The sequence below is a fragment of the Streptomyces sp. NPDC056373 genome, from assembly GCF_042262425.1.
Taxonomy (GTDB): domain Bacteria; phylum Actinomycetota; class Actinomycetes; order Streptomycetales; family Streptomycetaceae; genus Streptomyces.
Map to the genome: position 1 here is coordinate 11601 of NZ_JBHJPX010000032.1, position 23368 is coordinate 34968.

The 23368-nt window shown below is 73.7% G+C and carries 7 protein-coding genes; 2 read left to right on the forward strand and 5 right to left on the reverse strand.

Annotated features, from left to right (window positions below; all coding sequences use genetic code 11):
* Positions 1 to 16 precede the first annotated feature (16 nt).
* The 4 genes from ACFCXS_RS38555 to ddaH all read right to left on the reverse strand — a co-directional run bounded on the left by ACFCXS_RS38555 (position 17) and on the right by ddaH (position 16570).
* The gene (locus ACFCXS_RS38555; RefSeq protein WP_376648002.1) at positions 17 to 12934 is read right to left on the reverse strand and encodes an SDR family NAD(P)-dependent oxidoreductase; all 12918 of its coding nucleotides are present in this window, start codon (positions 12932 to 12934) and stop codon (positions 17 to 19) included.
* Positions 12935 to 13016: 82 nt separating this feature from the next.
* Complete coding sequence (locus tag ACFCXS_RS38560) at positions 13017 to 14180, reverse strand: cytochrome P450 (protein ID WP_376648003.1); 1164 nt, start codon at positions 14178 to 14180, stop codon at positions 13017 to 13019.
* A 26-nt stretch (positions 14181 to 14206) separates the two neighbouring features.
* Entirely contained in the window at positions 14207 to 15370 is a 1164-nt protein-coding gene (locus ACFCXS_RS38565; RefSeq protein ID WP_376648004.1) for a pyridoxal phosphate-dependent aminotransferase, read from the reverse strand.
* A 363-nt stretch (positions 15371 to 15733) separates the two neighbouring features.
* Entirely contained in the window at positions 15734 to 16570 is an 837-nt protein-coding gene (gene ddaH / locus ACFCXS_RS38570; protein WP_376648005.1) for a dimethylargininase, read from the reverse strand.
* 366 nt (positions 16571 to 16936) lie between these two features.
* Between ddaH and ACFCXS_RS38575 the strand changes: the two genes are divergently transcribed.
* Positions 16937 to 18142 (forward strand): cytochrome P450, encoded by a 1206-nt coding sequence (locus tag ACFCXS_RS38575; RefSeq protein WP_376648006.1) that lies wholly within the window; start codon positions 16937 to 16939, stop codon positions 18140 to 18142.
* A 27-nt stretch (positions 18143 to 18169) separates the two neighbouring features.
* Complete coding sequence (locus tag ACFCXS_RS38580; protein WP_376648007.1) at positions 18170 to 19375, forward strand: cytochrome P450; 1206 nt, start codon at positions 18170 to 18172, stop codon at positions 19373 to 19375.
* 151 nt (positions 19376 to 19526) lie between these two features.
* Here ACFCXS_RS38580 and ACFCXS_RS38585 read toward each other — a convergent pair whose 3' ends face one another.
* Complete coding sequence (locus ACFCXS_RS38585) at positions 19527 to 23339, reverse strand: amino acid adenylation domain-containing protein (RefSeq protein WP_376648008.1); 3813 nt, start codon at positions 23337 to 23339, stop codon at positions 19527 to 19529.
* Positions 23340 to 23368: the final 29 nt, after the last annotated feature.

Genomic DNA, 23368 nt, shown 5'->3' on the forward strand with positions numbered 1-23368 from the left:
TCTCCGTAACTCGCTGCTAGAGCTGTTCGGGGCGGGCCTCGCCCAGGGCCAGGCGGACCAGTTCGTCCGTGCTCATCAAGTCCACGGCGCTGCCGTCGCCGCCGGTGGCGGACTCCCGCGGCTCGGTGCGCGGGGTGAGGTCTTCGCCCAGGCGCTCCGCCAGCGCGCCGGGGCTCGGGTGGTCGAAGACGAGAGTGGGGGGCAGCCGGACGCCGGTGACCGAGGTGAGCCGGTTGCGCAGTTCGAGGGCGGTCAGGGAGTCGAAGCCCATGTCCTGGAAGCGCCGGTCGGCCGGGATCCGGTCCTGGGTGACGTGTCCGAGGACGGCGGCGACCTCGGACCGTACGGCTTCGAGAATGATGTGGCGCCGTTCCGTGTGGGGTGCCGAGGCCAGCCGGTCCTGGAGTCCGTGGGCCGGGGCCGCGGCGGGAGCGGGAGCGGCGATGTCGGGCCGCAGGCCCCGCAGGACGGGCGGTGCGGCGGCGGGGTCGAGGTCGCGCAGGTCGAAGCGGCCGGGTGCGAGGACCGGCGCACCGTCCGCGAGGGCGGCGTCGAAGAGGGCGAGCCCCTCCTCGGCGGTGAGGGCGCCGACGCCGGACCGGGCCAGCCGGCGCAGGTCGGTCTCGTCCAGGCCGGCGGTCATGTCGCCTTCGCCGGCCCACAGCCCCCAGGCCAGCGACACGGTGGGCGCTCCGTCGGCGTGACGGGCTCCGGCCAGGGCGTCGAGGTAGGCGTTGGCCGCCGCGTAGGCTCCCTGTCCGGCGGTGCCGAGGGTGGCCGCGAGGGACGAGAACAGGACGAACGCGGTCAGGTCCAGGTCGCGCGTCAACGCGTGCAGATGGACGGCCGCGTCGGCCTTGGGGGCGAAGACCCGGTCGAGGCGGTCCGGCGTGAGTGTCTCGACGACCTGGTCCTCCAGGACTCCGGCCGCGTGCAGCACGCCGGTCAGCGGCCGGTCCCGGGGGACGGCGTCGAGGACGGCGGCCAGGGCGGTCCGGTCGGCCGCGTCGCAGGCGGCGATCGTGACCTCGGCCCCCAGAGCCTCGAGCAGGGCCGCGAACTCCTCGGCGCCGGGGGTCCGCGGGCCGCGGCGGCCGGTCAGCAGCAGCCTCCGTACGCCGTGGCGCTCCACGAGGTGGCGGGCCAGGAGCCGGCCGAGCGTGCCCAGGCCGCCGGTGATCAGGACGTGGCTGTGCTCGTCGAAGGGCGTCCGGCGCGAACCGGCCGGCGGGCCCGCGTGGCGGCGCAGCAGCGGCACCCGCGTGCGGCCGCGGCGCAGGGCGACCTGGGGTTCGGCCGAGGCGAGTGCGAGGGCCAGGGCCCGGCGGGAGCCCGGGTGACGGTCGGTGTCGAGCAGGGTGATCCGTCCGGGGTGCTCGGACTGCGCGGACCGGGTCAGGCCCCAGACCGCGGCCCGGGCCGGGTCGGGACGGTCGCCGCTCTCGGCGGGGACGGCACCACTGGTGACGAGGACCAGCCGGGAAGCGGCCAGCCGCTCGTCGGCGAGCCAGCGGCCGAGCAGGTCCAGGGCGGTGTGCAGGGGTCGGGTGTCCGCCCCGGCGGGCCGCCCGGGTCGGGCGGTTCCGCCGGAGGCGAGGGAGCCACGGGATGCCGCGGTCCCGGAGTGTCCTTCCGCTCCGCCGGGTGCGGCGGAGGTGCCGGACGTGGTGGGACCGCCGTGTGGCTCGGTCGCACCGGGCAGGGGGGCGACGACGAGCGCCGGTACCGGCGCTCCCTCGTCGAGTGAGCGGATCAGGTCGTCGAGTCCGGGATGGGCGGTGGTGCGGACGCCCGAGGCGCGGACGGCCGCGCGGATCTCCTCGGCGTCGGGTCCGAGGACCGCCCAGGGCCCTTCGGGCAGCGGTGCGCCGGGGTCCCGCTCCGTCCAGTCCACGGTGTACAGGGCCGCACCGTCGGCGGGCCGGTCCTCGGCGCCGGTCAGCTCACGCAGGTCGAGCCGGACCACGTCGAGGACGGGGGTGCCGTCGCCGGCGGCGATCAGGAGGGAGTAGGTGTCGCCCTCCTCGCGGCGCAGGCGCACGCGCAACGGGCCCTCTCCGGCCGGCCGGTGCAGGGTCAGACCGCCCCAGGCGAACGGCACGAGCAGGCGGGTGTCGTCACCGGCCGCGCCGAGGAGGGTGTGCAGCGCCGCGTCCAGGGCGGCGGGGTGCAGCGCGAAGCCCTCCGGGGCGGCGGGCGGCGTGACCTCCGCGTAGAGGTCGGTCGTGCCGCGCCACAGGGCGCGCAGGCCGCGGAAGGCGGGGCCGTAGGCGTAGCCGCGGTCGGCGAGGCGGTCGTAGAACCCGTCCAGGGGCACGGGGGCGGCGTCCGCCGGCGGCCAGACGCCGAGCGGGGCGGCCTCGTCGCGGGCGGGCTCGTCCGTGCCGGTGGGGGCCAGGGTGCCGCCGGCGTGCCGGGTCCAGGGGGCCGTCGGCGTGCCGGCGGGCCGCGCGTACAGGACGAGGTCACGGCTGCCGTCGACGCCGGGGGCGCCGGCCATGAGCTGGAGATCCGCCGCCTCGGTCAGCGGCAGCGGCTGCTCCAGGGTCAGTTCGGCCACCCGGTGGTCCCCGGTGGTCAGGCGGGCCGCGTGCAGCGCGAGGTCGGCGACGCCCGCTCCGGGCAGGCGCGGGGAGCCGGCGATCACGTGCTCGGTGAGCCAGGGCCGGGTCCGCGGATCGAGCCGCCCGGTGAACAGGGTGCCGGAGCCGTCGGCGAGTTCGACGCCGTCGTCGAGCAGGGGGTGGGTTGCGGTGAGCCGGTCCGGGGCCGGCCCGTCCGGTTCGCTCAGCCAGTACCGTTCCCACTGGTAGGCGTAGGTGGGCAGGGGCACCGTACGGGCCCCGGGGTAGAAGCCGCGCCAGTCCACGGGGACGCCGTTGACGTGGGCGCGGGCGAGCGCGGTGGTCAGGGTGCGGGCCTCCTCGTGGCCGCGGCGGAGCAGCGGGGCGGCCACGGGTACGCCGGTGTCGTCGTCCGCCAGGCTGCCGCGGACCATGGCCGTGAGCACCGGGTCGGGACCCAGTTCGAGCCAGACGGAGGCCCCCGCGTCGACCAGGGTGCGTACGCCGTCGTGGAAGCGGACGGTGCCGCGCAGCTGACGCACCCAGTACTCCGGGTCGCTCAGCTCCTGCGCGGTCGCCACCCGGCCGGTCACGTTCGACACCAGCGCGATCCGCGGAGCACGGAACACCAACCCCGCGACCACCTCCCGGAACCGCTCCAGCACCCCGTCCATGTGCGACGAGTGGAACGCGTGCGACACCCGCAACCGCGACGCCCGGCGCCCCCGCCCCTTCCACAGCCCGGCCCACCGCAACGCCGCGTCCTCGTCCCCCGTCACCACCACAGCCGACGGACCGTTCACCGCGGCCACGTCGAGACCCCCGCCGAACTCCGCCAGCGCCTCCCGGACCTCCTCCTCCGTCCCCTCGCACGCCACCATCGCCCCACCCGACGGCGCCTCCTGCATCAAACGACCCCGCCACGCCACCAACGCACACGCGTCCGCCAGATCCAGCACACCCGACACATGCGCCGCCGCCACCTCACCCACCGAATGACCCAGCAGATGATCCGGCACCACACCGAAGTGCTCCAGCAACCGGAACAGCGCCACCTCCAGCACGAACAACACCGGCTGCGTGTACCGCGTCTCCTCCAGCAACGCCGCCCGCGCACTCCCCTCCCCCGCCAGCAGCAGCTCCCGCACCGAACGGCCCACCAGCGGATCCAGAACCGCGCACACCTCCTCCACCGCCGCCGCGAACACCGGATACCGCTCGTACAACTCCCGCCCACAACCGGCCCGCTGACTGCCCTGCCCCGTGAACAGGAAGACCGTGTGGGAACGTCCCTCGTCCCGGCCGGTCACCACGCCGTCGGCGTCCCGGCCCCGGTGCAGGGCGTCCAGACCGGCGAGGAGTTCGTCGCGGCCGGCGGCGAGGATCACCGCGCGGTCGGTGAGGGCGGAGCGGGTGACGGCAAGGGAGTAGCCGACGTCGGAGCGCCGGGTGCCGTCCTCGGCGAGTTCCGCGGCGAGCGGTGCGAGGCGGGCGGCCTGGGCGCGCAGGGCGTCCTCGCCGCGCGCGGAGACCACCCAGGGCAGCAGCAGGCCGGGCGCGTCGCACGCGCGGGGCTCGGGGTCCGCCGCGCCTTCGGGTGCCTGTTCCAGGATCACGTGGGCGTTGGTGCCGCTGACGCCGAAGGAGGAGACCCCCGTGCGGCGGGGCCGGCCGGTCTCCGGCCACGGCCGCGCCTCGGTCAGCAGCGACACCCCGCCCGCACTCCAGTCCACGTGCGAGGTCGGCTCGTCCACGTGCAACGTCCGCGGAAGCACACCGTGCCGCATGGCCTGGACGGACTTGATGATCCCGCCCACACCCGCAGCCGCCTGCGCATGACCGATGTTCGACTTCAACGAACCCAGCAGCAAAGGCCGTTCCGGCTCCCGGCCCTGCCCGTACGTCGCCAGCAGCGCCTGCGCCTCGATCGGATCACCCAGCCGCGTACCCGTCCCGTGCGCCTCCACCGCGTCCACCTCCACCGCGGACAGACCGGCGCTGTCGAGCGCGTCACGGATCACGCGTTCCTGAGAGGGGCCGTTGGGCGCGGTGAGGCCGTTGCTGGCGCCGTCCTGGTTGATCGCGGAACCGCGCACCACCGCCAGCACCTCGTGCCCGTGCCGCCGGGCGTCCGACAGCCGCTCCAGCAGCAGCACCCCCACGCCCTCGCTCCAGGCCGTGCCGTCGGCCGTGTCGGAGAAGGCCTTGCAGCGGCCGTCGGGCGCCAGCCCCCGCTGCCGGCTGAACTCCACGAAGGTGCTGGGCGAGGCCATCACCGTGACGCCTCCGGCCAGCGCCAGTTCGCATTCGCCCGCCCGCAGCGCCTGGGCGGCCAGGTGCACGGCCACCAGGGAGGACGAGCAGGCGGTGTCCACCGTGATGGCGGGGCCCTTCAGGCCGAGCGTGTAGGAGACACGGCCGGAGACGACGCTGGGTGAGGTGCCGACGAACCGGTAGGCCTCCACGCTGAGCGGGGTGGTGTGCAGCCGTGAGGTGTAGTCGCTGTACATGACGCCGCAGAAGACACCGGTGCGGCTGCCGTGCAGCGTCGTCGGGGCGATGCCGGCGCTCTCTACGGCCTCCCAGCTGGTCTCCAGCAGCAGCCGCTGCTGCGGGTCCATGCCGACGGCTTCGCGCGGGCTGATCCCGAAGAACTCCGCGTCGAACAGGTCGGCGTCGTACAGGAAACCGCCGTGCCGCGTGTACGACTTCCCGGGCCGGTCGGGGTCGGGGTCGTACAGGTCGTCGACGTGCCAGTCACGGTTCTCGGGGAACGGGCCGATGGCGTCGACGCCGTCGGCGACCAGCCGCCACAGGTCCTCGGGGGTGTGGACGTCGCCCGGGTACCGGCAGGCCATGCCGACGATCACCACCGGGTCGTCCTGCTCGGAGCGGGCGGCCGGGACCGGTGCGGTGCGGGTCGCGGGCGCGGCGGGGGCCGACGCGATCCGCTCCATCAGGTGGTCGAGGAGGGCCTGCGGGGTGGGGTGGTCGAAGACGACGGTGGCGGGCAGGGTGACGCCGGTGGCCGTGCCGAGCCGTCCGCGCAGTTCGAGCGCCGACAGGGAGTCGACGCCGAGATCGCGGAAGGCGGCGGTCAGGTCGACGCTGCGGGGGCCGGGCAGGGCGAGGACGGCGGCGACCGTGGTGCGGACCAGGTCGGTGACCGCCCGGCGCCGTTCGGCTTCCGGCAGGTCCGAGGTGCGCTGGGCCCAGGAGGCGGCGCCCTCCCCGGTCGCGGCGCGGCGGCGGGCGCGGGGGGCGAGGGCCCGCAGCAGCGGGTGCGGGGCGGGGTCGGCGTCGCGCAGCGCGGTGACGTCGAGGGCGGCGGGGACCAGCAGGGGATCGTCGGTGGAGAGCGCCGCGTCGAACAGGCGCAGTGCGTGCTCCTCGGTCAGCGGCCGTATTCCGCTGCGGTTCCAGCGGGCGGTGTCCGCGGCGTCCAGCCGGGCGGCCATGCCGCCGGCCGCGGTGTCCCACATGCCCCAGGCCAGTGAGGTCGCGGCCATTCCCCGGGCGCGGCGGTGCTGGGCCAGGGAGTCGAGGTAGGCGTTGGCCGCGGCGTACGCGCCCTGGCCGGGGGTGCCGAGGAGTCCGGCGACGGAGGAGAAGAGGACGAACGCGGCCGGCGGCCGGTCGGTGGTGAGTTCGTGCAGGTGGCGGGCGCCGTCCGCCTTGGCGGCGAGGACCCGGTCGGCGTCCTCGGGGCGCAGGTTGTCCAGGGTGGCGTCGGCGAGGATGCCGGCGGCGTGCACGACGGCCGTCAGCGGGTGGGAGGCGGGTATGTCCGCCAGGACCCGGGTGAGGTGGTCGCGGTCCGCGGTGTCGCAGGCGACGACGGTGACCTCGGCGCCCGAGTCGGCCAGTTCGGCGGCGAGTTCGGCGGCGCCCGGGGCGTCCGGTCCCCGGCGGCTGGTCAGCAGCAGGTGCCGGATGCCGTGCCGGACGACCAGGTGCCGCGCGAGACGGCGTCCGAGGCCCCCGGTGCCTCCGGTGATCAGGACGGTGCCGTCGGGGTCGAGGACGCCGGGCCCGGCCGGTGCCGTTCGGCCGCGTGTCAGGCGGGGCGTCAGCATCCGGTCGTCGCGCAGGGCCAGTTCGAGGCCGTCGGCCACGGCGGTCGCCGCGGCGGTGCGCAGGTCGTCGGCGCCGGTGGTGCCGGTTCCGTGGTCGCGGCCGGTGTCGGTGCCGGTGTCCAGCAGCGCGAAGCGTCCGGGGTGTTCGCTCGCGGCGGTGCGCACCAGTCCGCGCACCGCGGCGGCGGGCAGGTCGTGGACGTCCTCGCCGGGGACGGCCGCGACGGCGCGCTGCGTCAGGAGCAGGTACCGGGTGGCCGCCAGCCGCTCGTCGCCCAGGCAGTGCCGGATCAGGCCGAGCATGTCCCGGACGGCGGCGCGCGCTTGCGCGTCACGCTCCCCGCCCGTGCGGCAGGGGAGCACCAGCACGTCGGGAGCGGGTTCACCGGCGTCGAGGGCGGCGGTGAGGGCGTCCGGGTCCGGGTGGGCGGTTTCGGTGAGGCCGGGCACGGCGGCGCCGAGGGCCGCCCACCGCCCGGGTGCGGTCCGGCCCGCGGGGGTGGGCAGGGACTGCCACTCCACCCGGTGCGGAACGTCGGCGGAGCCGCCCGTGTGCCCGGTGATGCGATCGGCCGGCACCGGGCGCAGTGTCACGGAGTCGACGCTCAGCACCGGCTGTCCGGCGGGGTCGGTGGCCGTCAGGGTGAGGCTGTCACCGGTGTTCCGGGTGAGCCGGACCCTGAGCCGGGTGGCGCCCGAGGCGTGCAGGGTCACCCCGTCGTAGGCGAACGGCAGCCGGACCGTGCCCTCGTCACCGGGTTCGGCGAGCAGCAGGGCGTGCAGGGCGGCGTCCAGGAGCGCCGGGTGCAGGCCGTACTCGGCTGCCTCGGAGTGCAGGTCCTCGGGCAGTTCCACCTCCCCGTACAGGTCGGTGCCCGACCGCCAGGCGGCGACGAGGCCGCGGAAGGCGGGGCCGTAGGCGTAGCCGCGGCCGGCGAGGAGGTCGTAGAGACCGTCGAGCGGCAGCGGGTGGGCGGCCGGGGGCGGCCAGGAGCCCTCCTCGGCGGGGACCGTCCGGGCGCGGGGGGTGAGCACTCCCGAGGCGTGCCGGTTCCAGTCGCCCTCTTCGTGGCTGGAGTGGAGTGCGACCGGCCGGCTGCCGTCACCGTCGGCGGGTCCCACGGTGATCTGGAGGCGGACGCCGTCCGCGGGCAGCGGCAGGGGGGCTTCGAGGACGAGTTCGCGCAGGGTGCCGCAGCCGGCGCGGTCACCGGCGGCGACGGCCAGTTCCACGAGTGCGGCGCCCGGCAGCAGCTCGGTGCCCGCGATGAGGTGCTGGGCGAGCCAGGGCCGGGTGCGCGGGGAGAGCCGGCCGGCGAGCAGGAGTCCGTCGCCGTCGGCGAGGCCGGTCATCCCACCCAGCAGGGGGTGCCCGGCGGGCGCGAGGCCCACGTCCGCGGCATCGCTCACGGTGGCGGTGTCGAGCCAGTACCGGCTGCGCTGGAAGGCGTAGGTGGGCAGTGCGGTCCGTCTGCCGCCGGGGTGGAGCCGCTCGGTGTCCGGCTGGACGCCGTGCAGGGCGAGCCGCGCGAGGGCCGTGGTGAAGGTGCGGGTCTCCTCGTGGCCGCGGCGCAGGAGGGGGGCGAGCGCCGGGACGTCCTCGCCGAGGCAGGCCCGGACCATGGCCGTGAGCACCGGGTCGGGCCCCAACTCCACGTACGCGGTGACGCGTCGGTCGTGCAGGGTGCGTACGCCGTCGTGGAAGCGGACGGTGCCGCGCAGCTGACGCACCCAGTACTCCGGGTCGCTCAGCTCCTGCGCGGTCGCCACCCGGCCGGTCACGTTCGACACCAGCGCGATCCGCGGAGCATGGAACACCAACCCCGCGACCACCTCACGGAACCGCTCCAGCACCCCGTCCATGTGCGACGAGTGGAACGCGTGCGACACCCGCAACCGCGACGCCCGACGCCCCCGCCCCTTCCACAGCCCCGCCCACCGCAACGCCGCGTCCTCGTCCCCCGTCACCACCACAGCCGACGGACCGTTCACCGCGGCCACGTCGAGACCCCCGCCGAACCCCGCCAGCGCCTCCCGGACCTCCTCCTCCGTCCCCTCGCACGCCACCATCGCCCCACCCGACGGCGCCTCCTGCATCAAACGACCCCGCCACGCCACCAACGCACACGCGTCCGCCAGATCCAGCACACCCGACACATGCGCCGCCGCCACCTCACCCACCGAATGACCCAGCAGATGATCCGGCACCACACCGAAGTGCTCCAGCAACCGGAACAGCGCCACCTCCAGCACGAACAACACCGGCTGCGTGTACCGCGTCTCCTCCAGCAACGCCGCCTGAGCACTCCCCTCCCCCGCCAGCAGCAGCTCCCGCACCGAACGGCCCACCAGCGGATCCAGAACCCCGCACACCTCCTCCACCGCCGCCGCGAACACCGGATACCGCTCGTACAACTCCCGCCCACAACCGGCCCGCTGACTGCCCTGCCCCGTGAACAGGAACGCGGTGCCGCCGTCGGTACGCGGCGCCGTGCCCCGCAGGACGTCCGGCGACTGCTCCCCCGCGGCCAGCGCGGCGAGGCCCCGCAGGAAGCCCTCCCGGTCCTCGGCCACCACGGCGGCCGCTTCCGGGAAGCGGGTGGGCGCGGTGGCGAGGGTCAGGCCGATGTCGGCCAGGGACTCCTCGGGGTGCTCGGCGACGTGGTCGCGCAGCCCGGCGGCCCGGGCGCGCAGGGCGTCCTCACCGCGCGCGGACAGGAGCCAGGGGCCGGGCACCGCGGCGCCGGACGCGGCCGGTGTGCCGGATGAGGGTTCCGGAGCCTCGGCGGGTTCGGGTGCCTGTTCCAGGATCACGTGGGCGTTGGTGCCGCTGATCCCGAAGGAGGAGACCCCCGTGCGGCGGGGCCGGCCGGTCTCCGGCCACGGCCGCGCCTCGGTCAGCAGCGACACCCCGCCCGCACCCCAGTCCACGTGCGAGGTCGGCTCACCCACGTGCAACGTCCGCGGCAGCACACCGTGCCGCATGGCCTGGACGGACTTGATGATCCCGCCCACACCCGCAGCCGCCTGCGCATGACCGATGTTCGACTTCAACGACCCCAGCAGCAAAGGCCGTTCCGGCTCCCGGCCCTGCCCGTACGTCGCCAGCAGCGCCTGCGCCTCGATCGGATCACCCAGCCGCGTACCCGTCCCGTGCGCCTCCACCGCGTCCACCTCCACCGCGGACAGACCGGCGTCCAGGAGGGCCGAGCGGATGACCTGCTCCTGCGCCGGACCGCTGGGCGCGGCCAGGCCGTTGCTGGCGCCGTCCTGGTTGATCGCCGAACCGCGCACCACCGCCAGCACCTCGTGCCCGTGCCGCCGGGCGTCCGACAGCCGCTCCAGCAGCAGCACCCCCACGCCCTCGGCCCACCCGGTGCCGTCGGCCGTGTCGGAGAAGGCCTTGCAGCGGCCGTCGGGCGCCAGCCCCCGCTGCCGGCTGAACTCCACGAACAGTCCGGGGCTCGACATCACCGTCACCCCGCCGGCCAGTGCCAGGTCGCAGTCGCCCTGGCGCAGCGCCCTGGCAGCCAGGTGCACGGCCACCAGGGAGGACGAGCAGGCGGTGTCCACCGTGATGGCGGGGCCGGCCAGACCGTAGGTGTAGGCGACCCGGCCGGAGAGCACACTGGTGAAGTTGCCGGTGAGCAGGTAGCCGCCGGCCGTGTCGTCCGCCTCGTGCAGCCGGGGGCCGTAGTCCTGGCCGATGGCTCCCAGGTAGACGCCGGTGTTGCTGCCGTGCAGCTCCGCCGTGCTCACCCCGGCCCGTTCCAGGGTCTCCCAGACGGTCTCGAGGACGAGCCGCTGCTGCGGGTCCATGCCGACGGCTTCGCGCGGGCTGATCCCGAAGAACTCCGCGTCGAACAGGTCGGCGTCGTACAGGAAACCGCCCTGCCGGGTGTACGACTTCCCGGGCCGCCCGGGCTCGGGGTCGAAGAGGGTGTCCAGGTGCCAGCCGCGGTTGCCGGGGAAGTCCGAGACCACGTCCTTCTCGTCCACGACGAGCTGCCAGAGGTCGTCGGGGCTGTTCGCGCCGCCGGGGAAGCGGCAGGCCATGGAGACGACGACCACCGGGTCGTCGGTGCCGGCGGAGCGGCGGGCGGCGGGCGCGGCAGGGGTGTCGGCACCGGTGAGCAGGCCGGCGATGTGATCGGCGAGCCGCTGCGGGGTGGGGTGGTCGAACAGCACGGTCACCGGCAGGCGCAGGCCGGTGGCCGCGACCAGCCGGTTGCGCAGTTCGACCGCCATGACCGAGTCGAGGCCCAGGCCGCGGAAGGCGCCCGCGGCGTCCACCTCGGTGTCCGCGCCGAGGCCGAGTGCCAGGGCCGCCTCGGCGCGGATCAGTTCCAGCATCCGGTGGGCGGTCTCCTCCCGGTCCGCGCCGTCCGGCCGCCCGGCGGGGGCAGGGCCGGCGGGGGCCGGGTCCGCCACGTCGCGGGGCACGTCGGCGGGGGCGGTGCCGGGCCCGTACGCGGGCCGCCAGTCCACGGGGACGCCGGCGGTGTGCAGGCGTCCCAGTGACGTCAGGAAGCGGGTGGCACCGTCCTGGTTGCGGCGCAGGGTCTCCGACACGACGGCGGGCGACGCGACGTCGTCCAGGGTCTGCTGGAGCGCCATGGTGAGGACCGGGTGGGGGCTCACCTCGACGAAGGCGTCGTGGTCGGCGAGTCCGCGGACGACCGGGTCGAGTTGGACGGTGCCGCGCAGGTTGGCGTACCAGTAGTCGGCGTTCAGAGCGGAGGTGTCCAGGACCGTGCGGGTCACGGTGGAGTGGAAGGGCACGCTCGACGCGCGCGGCCGCAGCGGCGCCAGCCCCGCGAGGATCTCCTCGCGCATGAGCTCGACGAGCGGGGAGTGAGCGGCCACGTTGACCGGAATGCGCTTCGCGTCGATGCCGTCGGCGGCGAACTCCTCCAGCAGCAGGTCGACGGCCTCGCGGTCCGCGGAGAGCACGACCGATGCCGGGCCGTTGACCGCGGCGACGGCGACCCGGTCACCCCAGGCGGCCAGCCGGGGCTCCAGCTCGGTCACGGCCGCGGAGACGGACAGCATGCCGCCCCGCCCGGCCAGGCGCGCCTGGGCCTTGCTCCACAGTGAGACGACGCGTGCGCCGTCCTCCAGGCTCAGGGCGCCGGAGACCACCGCGGCGGCGATCTCGCCGTTGCTGTGCCCCACGACGGCCGAGGGGCGCACACCGAACGAGGCCCACAGGTCCGACAGGGCCACCATCGTGGCGAACAGCGCGGGCTGTACGACGTCGTCCCGGTCCAGGGAGGCGGCGCCGGGCGCGCCGCGCAGCACCTCGTGCAGGGACCAGTCGACGAAGGGCGCGAGGGCGTCGGCACAGGCGTCGACGGAGGCCCGGAACACGTCCGAGGTCTCCAGGAGTCCGGCGGCCATGCCGGCCCACTGGGAGCCCTGGCCGGGGAAGACGAACACGGTCCGCTCGCGGCTTTCGGCGACCGCGTCGATCCGGGTGGTGCTGTGTCGTCCTTCGGCGAGCGTGCGCAGTTCGTCGTCGAGCCGCTCGTGCGTGTCGGCGAGGACGACGGAGCGGAACGGCCCGTCGGCGCCGGCGTCCGCCACGGCCAGTCCGAGGGCGGGCAGCGGCGGACGGTGCGCGTCGGCGTGCGTGCGCAGCCGCGCCGCACGCTCCCCCACGGCGGCACGATCGGCGCCGGACAGCGGCACCGGCACCGTCGTGCCGCGGAAGGCGGGGGCGGCCACCGGCGCGGCGAGGAAGGCCGTCAGGTCCTCGGCGGTGCGCAGGGTGGCACGGGCGCGGTGGCCGAAGGCCTCGGCCCGGTCGGCCGGGCACAGCATCAGGGCGGTGGTGCCGGCGGGTTCACGGGGGTCCGGAGCGAGCAGGACCAGGACGGTACGGACGGCGCCGGTGTCCAGGGTCGCGGCCGCGAGGTCCACGGCCTGCCGAACCCGACCACCGGGCACGGTGTGTACGGGGCCGCGCAGGGCGAGGGTGTCGGCGGTCTCCCGGGCGAGGGCCTGCCGGTCGTCTCCACCGCCCGCCAGGACGAGCCCCACCGACTCGTCGGCGGCCCGTCCGGCGTCGGCGAGGGCCGCCCGGCTCAGACCGCTCAGGCGATCCCGTGACGCGGCCGGCTCGTCGGCGGTCACGCGTTCGGCGGCCGGCCCCTCGGCAGCCGGGTGTTCCGTGTCCGCGGACGGAGGCGGGGCGGTGCGGGAGCGGCGGAGAGGCTCGGTGAAGGCCGTGCCGACGACGTCGAGCGGCGTCCAGGCGGACCCGGCCTCGGTGCGTGCGTGCTCTGCGGACACGTGTTTCTCGCTTCGGGTCTGGGCACGTGCCTGGGGGGCGGCACGTCCGGCTGGCGTGGGTGACGGCGGCACTCGGCGGGGGTTACCAGTCGACGAGGAGGCGGGCCAGCCCGCGGGTCGCCAGACCGTCCTTCCAGATCACGGGGGTGTCGACGGCCGCGAACCGCAGGGTGGGGAAGCGGTGCAGCAGCCGTTCGAGGACGGCGCGGACCTGGAGCCGGCCCAGCGGGGCCCCCAGGCAGCGGTGCACGCCGTGGCCGAAGGTCAGGTGGACCCCGTCCTGGCCGGCCAGGGCAAGGGACTCCGGTTCGGCGAAGACCTTGGCGTCGCGGTTGCCGTGCAGCAGCGCGACCATGACGGCCTCGCCGGCCTGGACCGTGACGGTGCCCAGCCGCACCGGCTGGAGGGCGACCCGGGGGAAGGCCAGGGGCGTGGCCGGGTTGACGCGCAGCAGTTCCTCCACGGCCGGCGCGATCGCGTCGGGCCGTGCGACGAGTTCGCGGTGCGTGACGGGGTCCGACAGCAGCGACAGGACCGACAGGCCGAGCTGCCCGACCGTGGTCTCGTAACCGGCCATCAGCAGCGTGAGGCCGAGGGTGAGCAGTTCGCTCATGGTGAGGTCACCGCGGTCGTGGGCTTCGATGAGGCTGGAGAGCAGGTCGTCCTGAGGCTGCCGCCGCTTGTGTCCGACCAGATCGGTGATGTATGCGGCGAGTTCGACGCGCCGGCGCGCCTTCTCCCGCGGCTCGCTCGCCGAGATGTCGAAGAGGACCTCGACCCAGTCCCGGAAGCGGGCGCTGTCCTCGGGCGGGATGCCGAGCACCGAGCACAGTACGGCCAGCGGAAGCGGCGCGGCGAGGTGCTCGACGAGGTCCGCGCCCGGTCCGTGCGCGGCGATCGCGTCGAGGTGCCGGTCGGCCAGTTCTCCCACGAAGGGGCCCATGGCGGCGATCCGGCCGGTGGAGAAGGCCCCACTGACGATGCGGCGCAGCCGGGTGTGGCGGTCGCCGTCCATGCTCATCATCGAGTCGGGGGTCGGCTGGGCATCGTTGAACTTCGGCGCCTCGGGCGCGAGGGCGCCGGCCCGGCTGAACCGCTTGTCGGTCAGCACCGCGCGCCCCAGCGCGTAGTCGCGCACCAGCCACATCTTGTCGCCCGCGGGCGTGACGATGCGGGTCACGTCCTCGGTGCCCTCCAGCAGGAAGTCCGGAAGCGGTCCCAGCTGACCGGCCGTGTACTGACTCATTCGGTCTCTCCCCCAGCTCGTCGGCGTCAGTCGCCCAGGACCCGGCGTCCGACCTCGTGGAGGAGGTCGGTCCGCCGGTTGAACGCGATGCGTACGTACTGCTCGCCGCGGGCGGGGTCGGCGAAGAAGGAAGCCCCGGGCACGATCAGCACCCCGGCCTCGTCGAGGAGTTCGAGGACGAACCGCCGGCCGTCGTGGCGGCCGCCGGTGAGGTTGCCGACGTCCGCGAAGAGGAAGCAGCCGCCTTCGGACGGGGCGAACTTCATGCCTTTGCGGGAGAAGATCTCCTGGGTCAGGTCCCGGCGCGCTTCCATCTCCCGGGACGCGGTGTCCGTGTCGACGCTGAACGCGGCCATGCCCACGGCGACCTGGAGCGGCGTGGCGGCACCGTTGGTGGTGACCTCGTGGACGCGTCGGAGCACCTCGGTGCGGGCGGCGTCGGCGCGCAGGAAGCCCAGGCGCCAGCCGCTGATGGCGTGGCTCTTGGAGAGGGAGCCGACCACGATGCTCCGCTCGGCGAGGCCGGGGACCTCCGTGACGGACAGGTGGGGCCTGCCGTCGAAGACGAAGGCGCTGTACACCTCGTCGCAGATCACCGTGGCGTCCCAACGCTCGCACAGCGCCGCGATCTCGTCCAGCTCGGTGCGGTCCAGTACCCGGCCGGTGGGATTGGCCGGTGAGTTGAGCAGGACGGCCCGGGTGCGGGGTCCGAAGGCGGCAGCCAGGTCGGCCGGGTCGTGGCGCCAGGAGGGCGGCTGGCACGGCACGAAGCGGGGCACCGCGCCGGCCAGGGCGATCGCGGCGGTGAACTGCTCGTACCCCGGGTCGAGGAGGACGACCTCGTCGCCCGGGTCGACGGTGGCGAGCAAGGCGACGCACAGCGCCTCGGTGGCGCCGACGGTCACGGTCAGTTCGGTGGCCGGGTCGGTCGGTGTGGTGAGGGTCCGCGCGATCCGTTCGCGCAGCGGCAGGTCGCCGGAGGGGTGGTCGTACTGATTGCGGCCGCTGCGCATGGCCTCGGCCGCGGCGTCGATGATCTCGGGGGCCGGCTCGGGAAAGCCCGGGGTACCGACCGCCAGGTCGATGGCGCCACGTTCCCGCGCGAGCAGGAAGAGTTTTCCCAGGCTGTTGCCCCGCAGCAGCGCGGCCCTGGACGAGGTGCGGGGCCGGCGGGTAGTGGAATGCGCCATTTTCCCTTCTCCTGCACGCTGGTTCTTCACGAGGTCGAAATACGCCCGGGACAATTCCGGAGCCGGGCGGGGTGAGTTCATTGAATGGTCCGCCGAAAGAGGGTGTGACACTCCTCCGAATGAACGGGCGGGGTGCGGAGCGGCGCCTTCTGCAAACAGGACCGCCGCGAATATCGGCCTGTGCTCCCGAATTCCAGTGAATCCGTCTCGACCGGTCGCCGCTCGAGTGGATTCGGCCGCTCTCGAACATACCTCTCGACCGGCGGCCGGTGAACCGGGAAACAGCGTGTGCGGGGGCGGGGCGCTCGGCAGCCCGCCCCCGTCCCGCCGACAGGACGGCGGGTCCCACCCCTGGGGGCCGTGTCAGTCGCGCAGTTCCAGGGTGCAGCACTTCACGCTGCCGCCGGCCTTGAGGAGTTCACTCAGGTCGACACCGACCGGCTCGTAGCCGCGCTCGCGCAGGCGGTCGGCGAGACGGGCGGCCTGACGCGGCATGAAGACACGCCGGCCGTCCGAGAGGGCGTTGAGCCCGAAGACCTCCGCGTCCCGGGGCTCGGCGAGGACGGCGTCCGGGAACCGCTCGGCGAGGACCGCGCGGCTGCTGGCGGAGAACGCCTCCGGGTAGTACATGACCTCCCCGTCCCCGAGCACCGACAAGGCCGTGTCCAGGTGGTAGAAGCGCGGGTCGACCAGCATCAGCGACACGACCTCGCGGCCGAAGAACTCACGCGCCTCGTCGTGGGCGCGCACGTCGCTGCGGAAGCCGGAGCCCGCCAGGATCACGTCCCCCGCGCACAGGAAGTCGCCCTCGCCCTCGTTGACGTACCGGGCCTGCTCGACCTCGCTCCAGCCACGCGAGCGGAACCAGTCGAGGTACTCCTGCGCCTCGTCGGCCCGCTGCTCGTGCCGGAACCGGGCGACGAGCACTTTGCCGTCGACGACGGTCGCGCCGTTGGCGGCGAACACCATGTCGGGCAGGCCCGCCACCGGTTCGATGAGCTGCACGTCGTGCCCGAGCGTGACGAACGTGTCGTGCAGGTGCTTCCACTGCTCGACGCCCACTTCGGCCGAACTGGGCTTGCCGGGCTCCATCCACGGGTTGATGGAGTAGGTGACGTCGAAGTACGTCGGACGGCACATGAGATAGCGCCGCGTGGTGGCCGCCTTGCCGCCGGGCACCGCCGTCTTTCCTTCTGACACGTTTACTCCTTCGGTTGGCCAGATTGTGTCTGGTCTCGGATGCCGACACCGGTTTCGCGCGGGTATCGGGGTCGTCGAGGAAGCGTGTCCCGTCGACGGGACACGTTGGGCCGGAACGGGGCGCCCGGGTCAAGGGTTGCCTGACCGTTCGAACTTTGCCGTCCTGGCGCCGGAGCGACGATAGCCGGAATGGCGCACCGCATCGTAGTGTGCTCGACATCGAAATTATCGAGTCCGCCGGTACGCGGTCCCACGAAAGCGATACCGCGTCCGCATTTCTTTCGAGCCGCTGTTCGGAAACCGTCCGACACCGTCTACAGAATCACTTCGCACCCAGAAGGGAAAGCCGTGTCCTCTCCTCTTCCCGTGGAATTGCGCCCCGAGCTAGTGAGCGACCCCGTCGACGGCTACACCGCGTTGCGCCAGGAGGGCCCGCTGGTGCGGGTCACGCTGCCGGGCACGCAGACGCCGGTGTGGTTCGCGACGCGCTACGAGGATGTCAAGGCCTTGATGCACGACCCCCGGTTCGTACGTGATCACCGCAAGCTGCCCGGGACCAACATCCCCAACCTGGGCGAGGAGATGCTGGCCGCGTACGGCCTCCCCCTGGAGTACACGGAGTATCTGACGAGCCTGGTGGTCCTCGACGGCCCCGAGCACGCGCGGCTGCGCGGCAAGGTGGTCCGCGCGTTCGCGATGCGCCGTATCAACGCGCTCCGCCCGAGCATCGAGCGGCTCGCCGACGCCCTGGTGGCCGAACTGGCCGGGCGTGACCGGTTCGACCTGATGGCCGACTTCGCCTATCCGCTGGCCAACAAGGCCGTCTGCGACCTGATCGGGGTCGACGAGGGCGACCAGGAGCAGATGTGCGACTGGATCCGCCAGTACGTCTCCGGGGAGAGCCCGGAGGAGATCGTCGCCGGTCTCGAAGGCGTTGTCGGCTACACCAAGAACCTGGTCAAGCGGCGCCGTGACGCACCCAACGGGGACCTCGTCTCCGGGATGATCGCCGACCCGGATCACACGACCGAGGCCGAGATGATCGCCATGATCTTCTTGCTGATCAACACGGGCCACACGCCGCCGGTGCTGTTCCTGAGCTCGGCGCTGCTGACGCTCATGGACCACCCGGACCAGCTGGCCCGGCTCAGGAGCGAGCCGGAGCTGCTGGACAACGCGATCCAGGAACTGCTGCGGTACACCACGCCGGTGACGATCGGGGCCACTGCGTACGCCACGGAGGACCTCGAGTTCGCCGGTGTCGCGGTGCACCGCGGCGAGGCGGTCACCTACGGGCTGCTCGCGGCGGACCATGATCCGGACCGTTTCGAGGGGCCGGCCCGGCTGGACATCACCCGCACCCAGGGCAGCGGCGAACCGCACCTCGCCTTCGGCGGCGGCGCGCACTACTGCCTGGGCGCCGCGCTCGCCGTGATGCAGGCCGAGATCTCGCTGGACCGGCTGCTCCTGCGGCGTGATTCGCTGCGCCTGGCGGTGGGCCGCGACGAGCTGGAGTACGCGTGCTGGCCGGGCGAGGGCAATCACCTCGTCCGGCTGCCGGTCCGTATCTGAACCACCCACCACGAAGGGCTCCCTGACATGACAGAGCAGAAAGCACCGGTCGAGGACCGGATCCCGTTCCCCCGGCAGTGCCCGTTCTCCCCTCCCGAGGCCTACGACCGGCTACGCCGGCAGGACCCGGTCGCCCGGGTCCGGCTGCCCAACAACGACGAGGTCTGGGCGCTGACCCGCTACGAGGACGTGCGGGCCATGCTCGGCGACCCGAGGTTCAGTTCGGACAACCGGCAGCCCGGCTACCCGTCGTTCAGCTTGGAGAAGCCGACCGAGCAGCCGATCCAGACGATGATCAACCTGGACCCGCCGGCGCACGGTGAGGTCCGCCGCAAGGTGATCACCGAGTACACCGCCAAGCGCATCAAGGAGCTGCGGCCCACCGTCCAGCGGATCGTGGACGAGCGCCTGGACGCCATCCTGGCCGGCCCGCAGCCTGCCGACCTGGTGGCCGAGCTGGCCGTGCAGGTGCCCGCGCTGGTGATGTGCGAGCAGCTCGGCGTGCCGCTCGGCGACCACCAGTTCTTCCTCTCCCAGAGCACGCGCCTGGTCAGCATCACCACGTCGGAGAGCGAGCGCGACGAGGCCTTCGGCGCACTCGCCGGGTACCTGATGAACCTGATCGCGCAGAAGGAGGAGGAGCCCGGCGACGACCTGCTGAGCCGGCAGATAGCCAAGGGCCGGGAGAGCGGCGACTACGACCGCATGGCCCTGATGGGTCTGGCCTTCCTTCTGCTGGTGGCCGGCCACGAGACGTCCGCCAGCACCATCGCGCTCGGCATCGCGCTGCTGCTGCGCCACCCGGAGCAGATGGACCGGGTCCGAGCGGATCCCTCGCTGACGCCGGGGCTGGTCGAGGAGGTCCTGCGGTACTTCACGGTGTCGGAACTCGCCATGGTCCGGGTCGCGGCCGAGGACATCGAGATCGGCGGCAGGACGATCGCCGCGGGCGAGGGCGTGGTGGGCTTCGGTCTCGCCGCCAACCACGACCCGTCGGTGTTCGAGGACCCCGGCACGTTCGACATCGGCCGAACGGCCCGCAATCACCTCGCGTTCGGGCACGGCCCGCACCAGTGCCTCGGCCAGAGCCTGGCCCGGCTGGAGTTCCAGGTGGTCTTCGACTCGCTGCTCGCCCGGATGCCCGGCCTGAAGGCGGCCGTGCCGCTGGAGGAGCTGCGCTTCAAGGGCGACCAGGGCGTGTACGGACTGTCCGAACTGCCCGTGGTCTGGTGATGAACCGGTGAGAACGCCCCCGCCAGGGGGCATCGCACGTGAACGGGGCGCGGCCGTGGCCGCGCCCCGTTCACGTGCCGCCGGGCCGACGCCTGTCGTTCGGATCACGCCGCAGACGCGCGGTCCGGCCCGCACGTCTGCGGCGTTGCCGTCAGTCGCCGGCGAGCTTGCGGTTGATGATCCGTGCGATCTCGGCGGCCGGTCCGGGGTCGCACATCTGCGGGTGACCGGTCTCGATGTCGTTCGAATCGACGGTGCCGCCGATGTGGGGTGCCCAGTGTCCGGCGTCCCCGGCGTACAGGTCGTGCGGGTTCTGCGTGGCGTGGAAGAACACCGCGTCCCCCGCGTAGTGCGGGGAGGTGAACTTCTGGAGGATCGCCACGTGGTTCATGAGGGCGAGGGCCGAGTTCTCGAGGACGCGCCGGTACTCGTCCGCGCCGACCATGTGCCCGATGTAGTCCTCCAGGATGTGTTCGACGTCCTGCTGCGGGAGCATCTCGGCGTCGTCGAAGTAGTCGGCGGGCGCGCAGTCGAGCAGACCGAGCAGTCCGACCTCGTGACCGCGGCGGGCCAGTTCGGTGGCGACGGCGTGGGCCGCGGTGCCGCCGAAGGACCAGCCGAGGACGTGGTAGGGCCCTTCGGGCTGGATCTCCCGCATCCGCCGGATGCAGTCGTCGACCACGTCCTCGACCGTCTCGGGGGCCGCCTCGCCGCCGAACACCTGCGCCTGGAAGGCGTACACCGGGCGGTCGGTGATGTGCGGGGCGAAGCTGAGGTAGGACCAGCTCAGACCGAAGCCGGGCTGGATGAACCACAGGGGCTCGCGGTCGCCGCCGGAGCGGATGGTCAGCACGCGGGCGTAGGGGTCCTCGAAGGCCGGGGCGCCGTCCTCGCCGAGCCGGATGGCGAGTTCGGCCACCGTCGGGTACTGGAACAGCGTCCGGATGGGCAGTTCGGTGCCCAGGGCGTCCCCGATCCGGCCGGTCAGCTGGGTGGCCAGCAGGGAGTGGCCGCCCAGGGCGAAGAAGTTGTCGTCGACGCCGACCCGGTCGAGGCCGAGCACCTCGGCGAACAGCCCGGCCAGCAGCCGCTCCTCGTCCGTCTCCGGCGCCCGGTACGCCTCGCCGGTGTAGGCCGGTTCGGGGAGCGAGGAGCGGTCCAGCTTGCCGTTCGGCATCAGCGGCAGCCGGTCCAGCGGGACGACGGCGGCCGGGACCATGTACGACGGCAGGCGCTCGGCCGCGTAGCGGCGCAGTTCGCCCGCGTCGGGCGCGGGCCCGTCCCCCTCGGGGACGACGTAGGCGAGGAGCCGGTCGCCGCTGGGGTGGACCGCGGCCCGTCCGATATCGGGGTGGCCGACGAGCGCGGCCTCGATCTCACCCGGTTCGATACGGAAGCCGCGGACCTTCACCTGCGCGTCGGCGCGCCCGGCGTACTCGAGCTGTCCGTCGGGCGTCCACCGGGCGAGGTCGCCGGTGCGGTACATGCGCTCGCCGGCGGGCCCGAACGGGTCGGCGACGAAGCGCTCGGCGGTCATGCCCGGCCGGCCGTGGTAGCCGCGTCCGACGAGCCCGCCAACGTACAGCTCGCCGACGGCGCCGGGCGGGACCGGGGTGAGAGCGGGTCCGAGGACGTACGCCCGCATGTTGCCCAGCGGGGCGCCGATGGGGGCGCTGTCGGCGCCGTCCCAGTCGTCGTCGGCGGCGAGGGTGTAGAGGCTGGCGTAGAAGCTCTCGCTCTGTCCGTATCCGTTGACGACGCGGGCTCCCGGCATGGTGCTGCGGATGCGCTCCACCAGGCTGCCGGGCAGCGCTTCGCCGGCGAGCACCACCGTGTCCGCGTGGACCTTACCGGCGATCCGCTCCACGAGTTCGGCGAAGGCGGACGGCACGGCGCTGATCACCCCGCCGGTCCAGCCGCCCCGCTCGCCCAGTTCGAGCACGTCACGGACGATCTCGACGGTGCCACCGGAGCACAGCGTTGTGAAGATCTCGAAGACCGACACGTCGAAGTTGACCGACGTGCCCGCGAGCGTCCGCACGCCCGGCGGCACACCCAGCGCGGCCATGAGGCCGGCCAGGCCGTTGGTGACGCCGCGGTGGGTGATCCCCACTCCCTTGGGAGTGCCGGAGGAGCCCGAGGTGTACATCACGTACGCCAGGTTGTCCGGGCGCGGTGCCCGCCGGGGACGGGCCGGCGGGGCCGCGGACGCGTCGGGCGCGTCCAGGCGCAGTGTGGGGACCTGGCCCAGGGACAGTTGCCGGGCGGTGTCGGTGTCGGTGAGGACGAGCAGCGGCCGGGCCTGTTCCAGCACCAGTTCCAGCCGGTGGCTGGGATAGGCGGGGTCCATGGGCAGATAGGCCGCTCCGGCCTTGAGGATGCCCAGCAGTGCCGCCACCAGGTCCGGTGTCCGGGGCAGGGCGAGACCCACCACGGTCTCGGGACCGGCGCCCCGCCGGACCAGCTCGTCCGCCACCTCGTCCGCGCGGAGGTCGAGTTCGCGGTACGTCCATGACGTCCCGCCGCTTTCGACCGCGACGGCCTCCGGGGTCCGTGCCGCCTGCCGCTCGAACAGCTCGGGGACGGTGAGGTCCGGCGCGTCGGTGGCGGTGGCTGTCAACTCCTCCAGCAACCACGCGCGTTCGGACGTGCCGAGGGTGTCGATCGTGTCGACGGGACGGTCGGGGTCGGCCACCAGGGCCCGCAGGACACGCAGCAGCCGGTCGCCGATGCGGGCCACCGTCTCGTGCCGGAACAGCTCCGAGCGGTAGTCCAGGCCCAGCTGGAGGTGAGGCGCGGTCACCGCCATCACGGTCAGCGGGTAATGCGTGCCGGAGAAGGGCCTGACGCCGGTGCACACCAGGCCCGCGGCGTCACCGGCCTCGGCGATGCCGATGCGGTCCATCGGATAGGACTCGAAGACGACGAGGGTGTCGAAGAGGGTCGGGAGCCCGGTGCGCTGCTGGATGTCGGTGAGCCCGTGGTGATGGTGGTCGAGCAGTGCGGTCTGGCGGTCCTGGAGCCGCCCCAGCAGGTCGCGGGCGCTCTCGCCGGTGGTGTGGCGTACGCGGACGGGCAGGGTGTTGATGAACATGCCGATCATGGAGTCGGCGCCGGGCACCTCGGGCGGCCGTCCGGAGACAGTGGCGCCGAACAGCACGTCCTGCCGTCCCGTCAGCTGGCCGAGCACCAGGGCCCAGGCGCCCTGCACCATGGTGTTGACGGTGACACCGAGTTCAGCGGCCCGGCGAGTCAGCTCCCGGGTCTCCTCGGCGCCGAGTGCGATGTCGACGTGCCCGAGCCCAGCGGTGGCGGTCTGCGGCACGTCGGGCACGGCCGGTTCGAGGAGGGTCGGCTCCTCGACCCCGTCGAGTTCCGCGGCCCAGGCGTCGGCCGCGGCGGCCCGGTCCTGCCGGGTCAGCCAGGCCAGGAAGTCCCGGTAACCGGCGACGGCGGGCAGTGCCGACTGCTCGCCCGAGGACGCGTAGAGCCGCAGCAGGTCCTGCATCAGCAGGGGGCCCGACCAGCCGTCGAAGAGGACGTGGTGGGCGGTCAGCATGAGTTCGCTGCGCTCGTCGGTCAGGCGGACGAGCGCCAGCCGGAGCAGGGGCGGAGCGGCCGGGTCGAAGTGGACGGTGTGGTCGCGGGCGAGGAAGGCCTCCAGCTCCGCTTCCCTGTCCGCTTCGGAGAGCCGCCGCAGATCCAGCTCCTGCCAGGGCAGATCCACCTCGTCCAGCACCAGTTGGACCAGTCCGTCGGTGGCGGAGACGAACGCGGTGCGCAGGTTGGCGTGCCGATCCAGCAGCGCCTGGCCCGCCCTCCGCATCCGCTCGCCGTCCACCCACCCGGACAGGTGGAAGACCAACTGCATCTGGTAGGCGTCCATGGCGGAGTCGTCGCCGTTGAGGAGGGTGTGGAAGAGCAGGCCCGACTGGAGCGGGGTGAGCGGCCAGGCGTCGGACACGCTCGGGTAGCGCTCCTCCCACCGCTCGA

What these genes read in the sequence shown, in the direction of transcription:
- ACFCXS_RS38560 (WP_376648003.1), bottom strand. Translation starts at nt 14,180, where the DNA reads ATGAGTCAGTACACGGCCGGTCAGCTGGGACCGCTTCCGGACTTCCTG.
- ACFCXS_RS38565 (WP_376648004.1), bottom strand. Translation starts at nt 15,370, where the DNA reads ATGGCGCATTCCACTACCCGCCGGCCCCGCACCTCGTCCAGGGCCGCG.
- ACFCXS_RS38580 (WP_376648007.1), top strand. Translation starts at nt 18,170, where the DNA reads ATGACAGAGCAGAAAGCACCGGTCGAGGACCGGATCCCGTTCCCCCGG.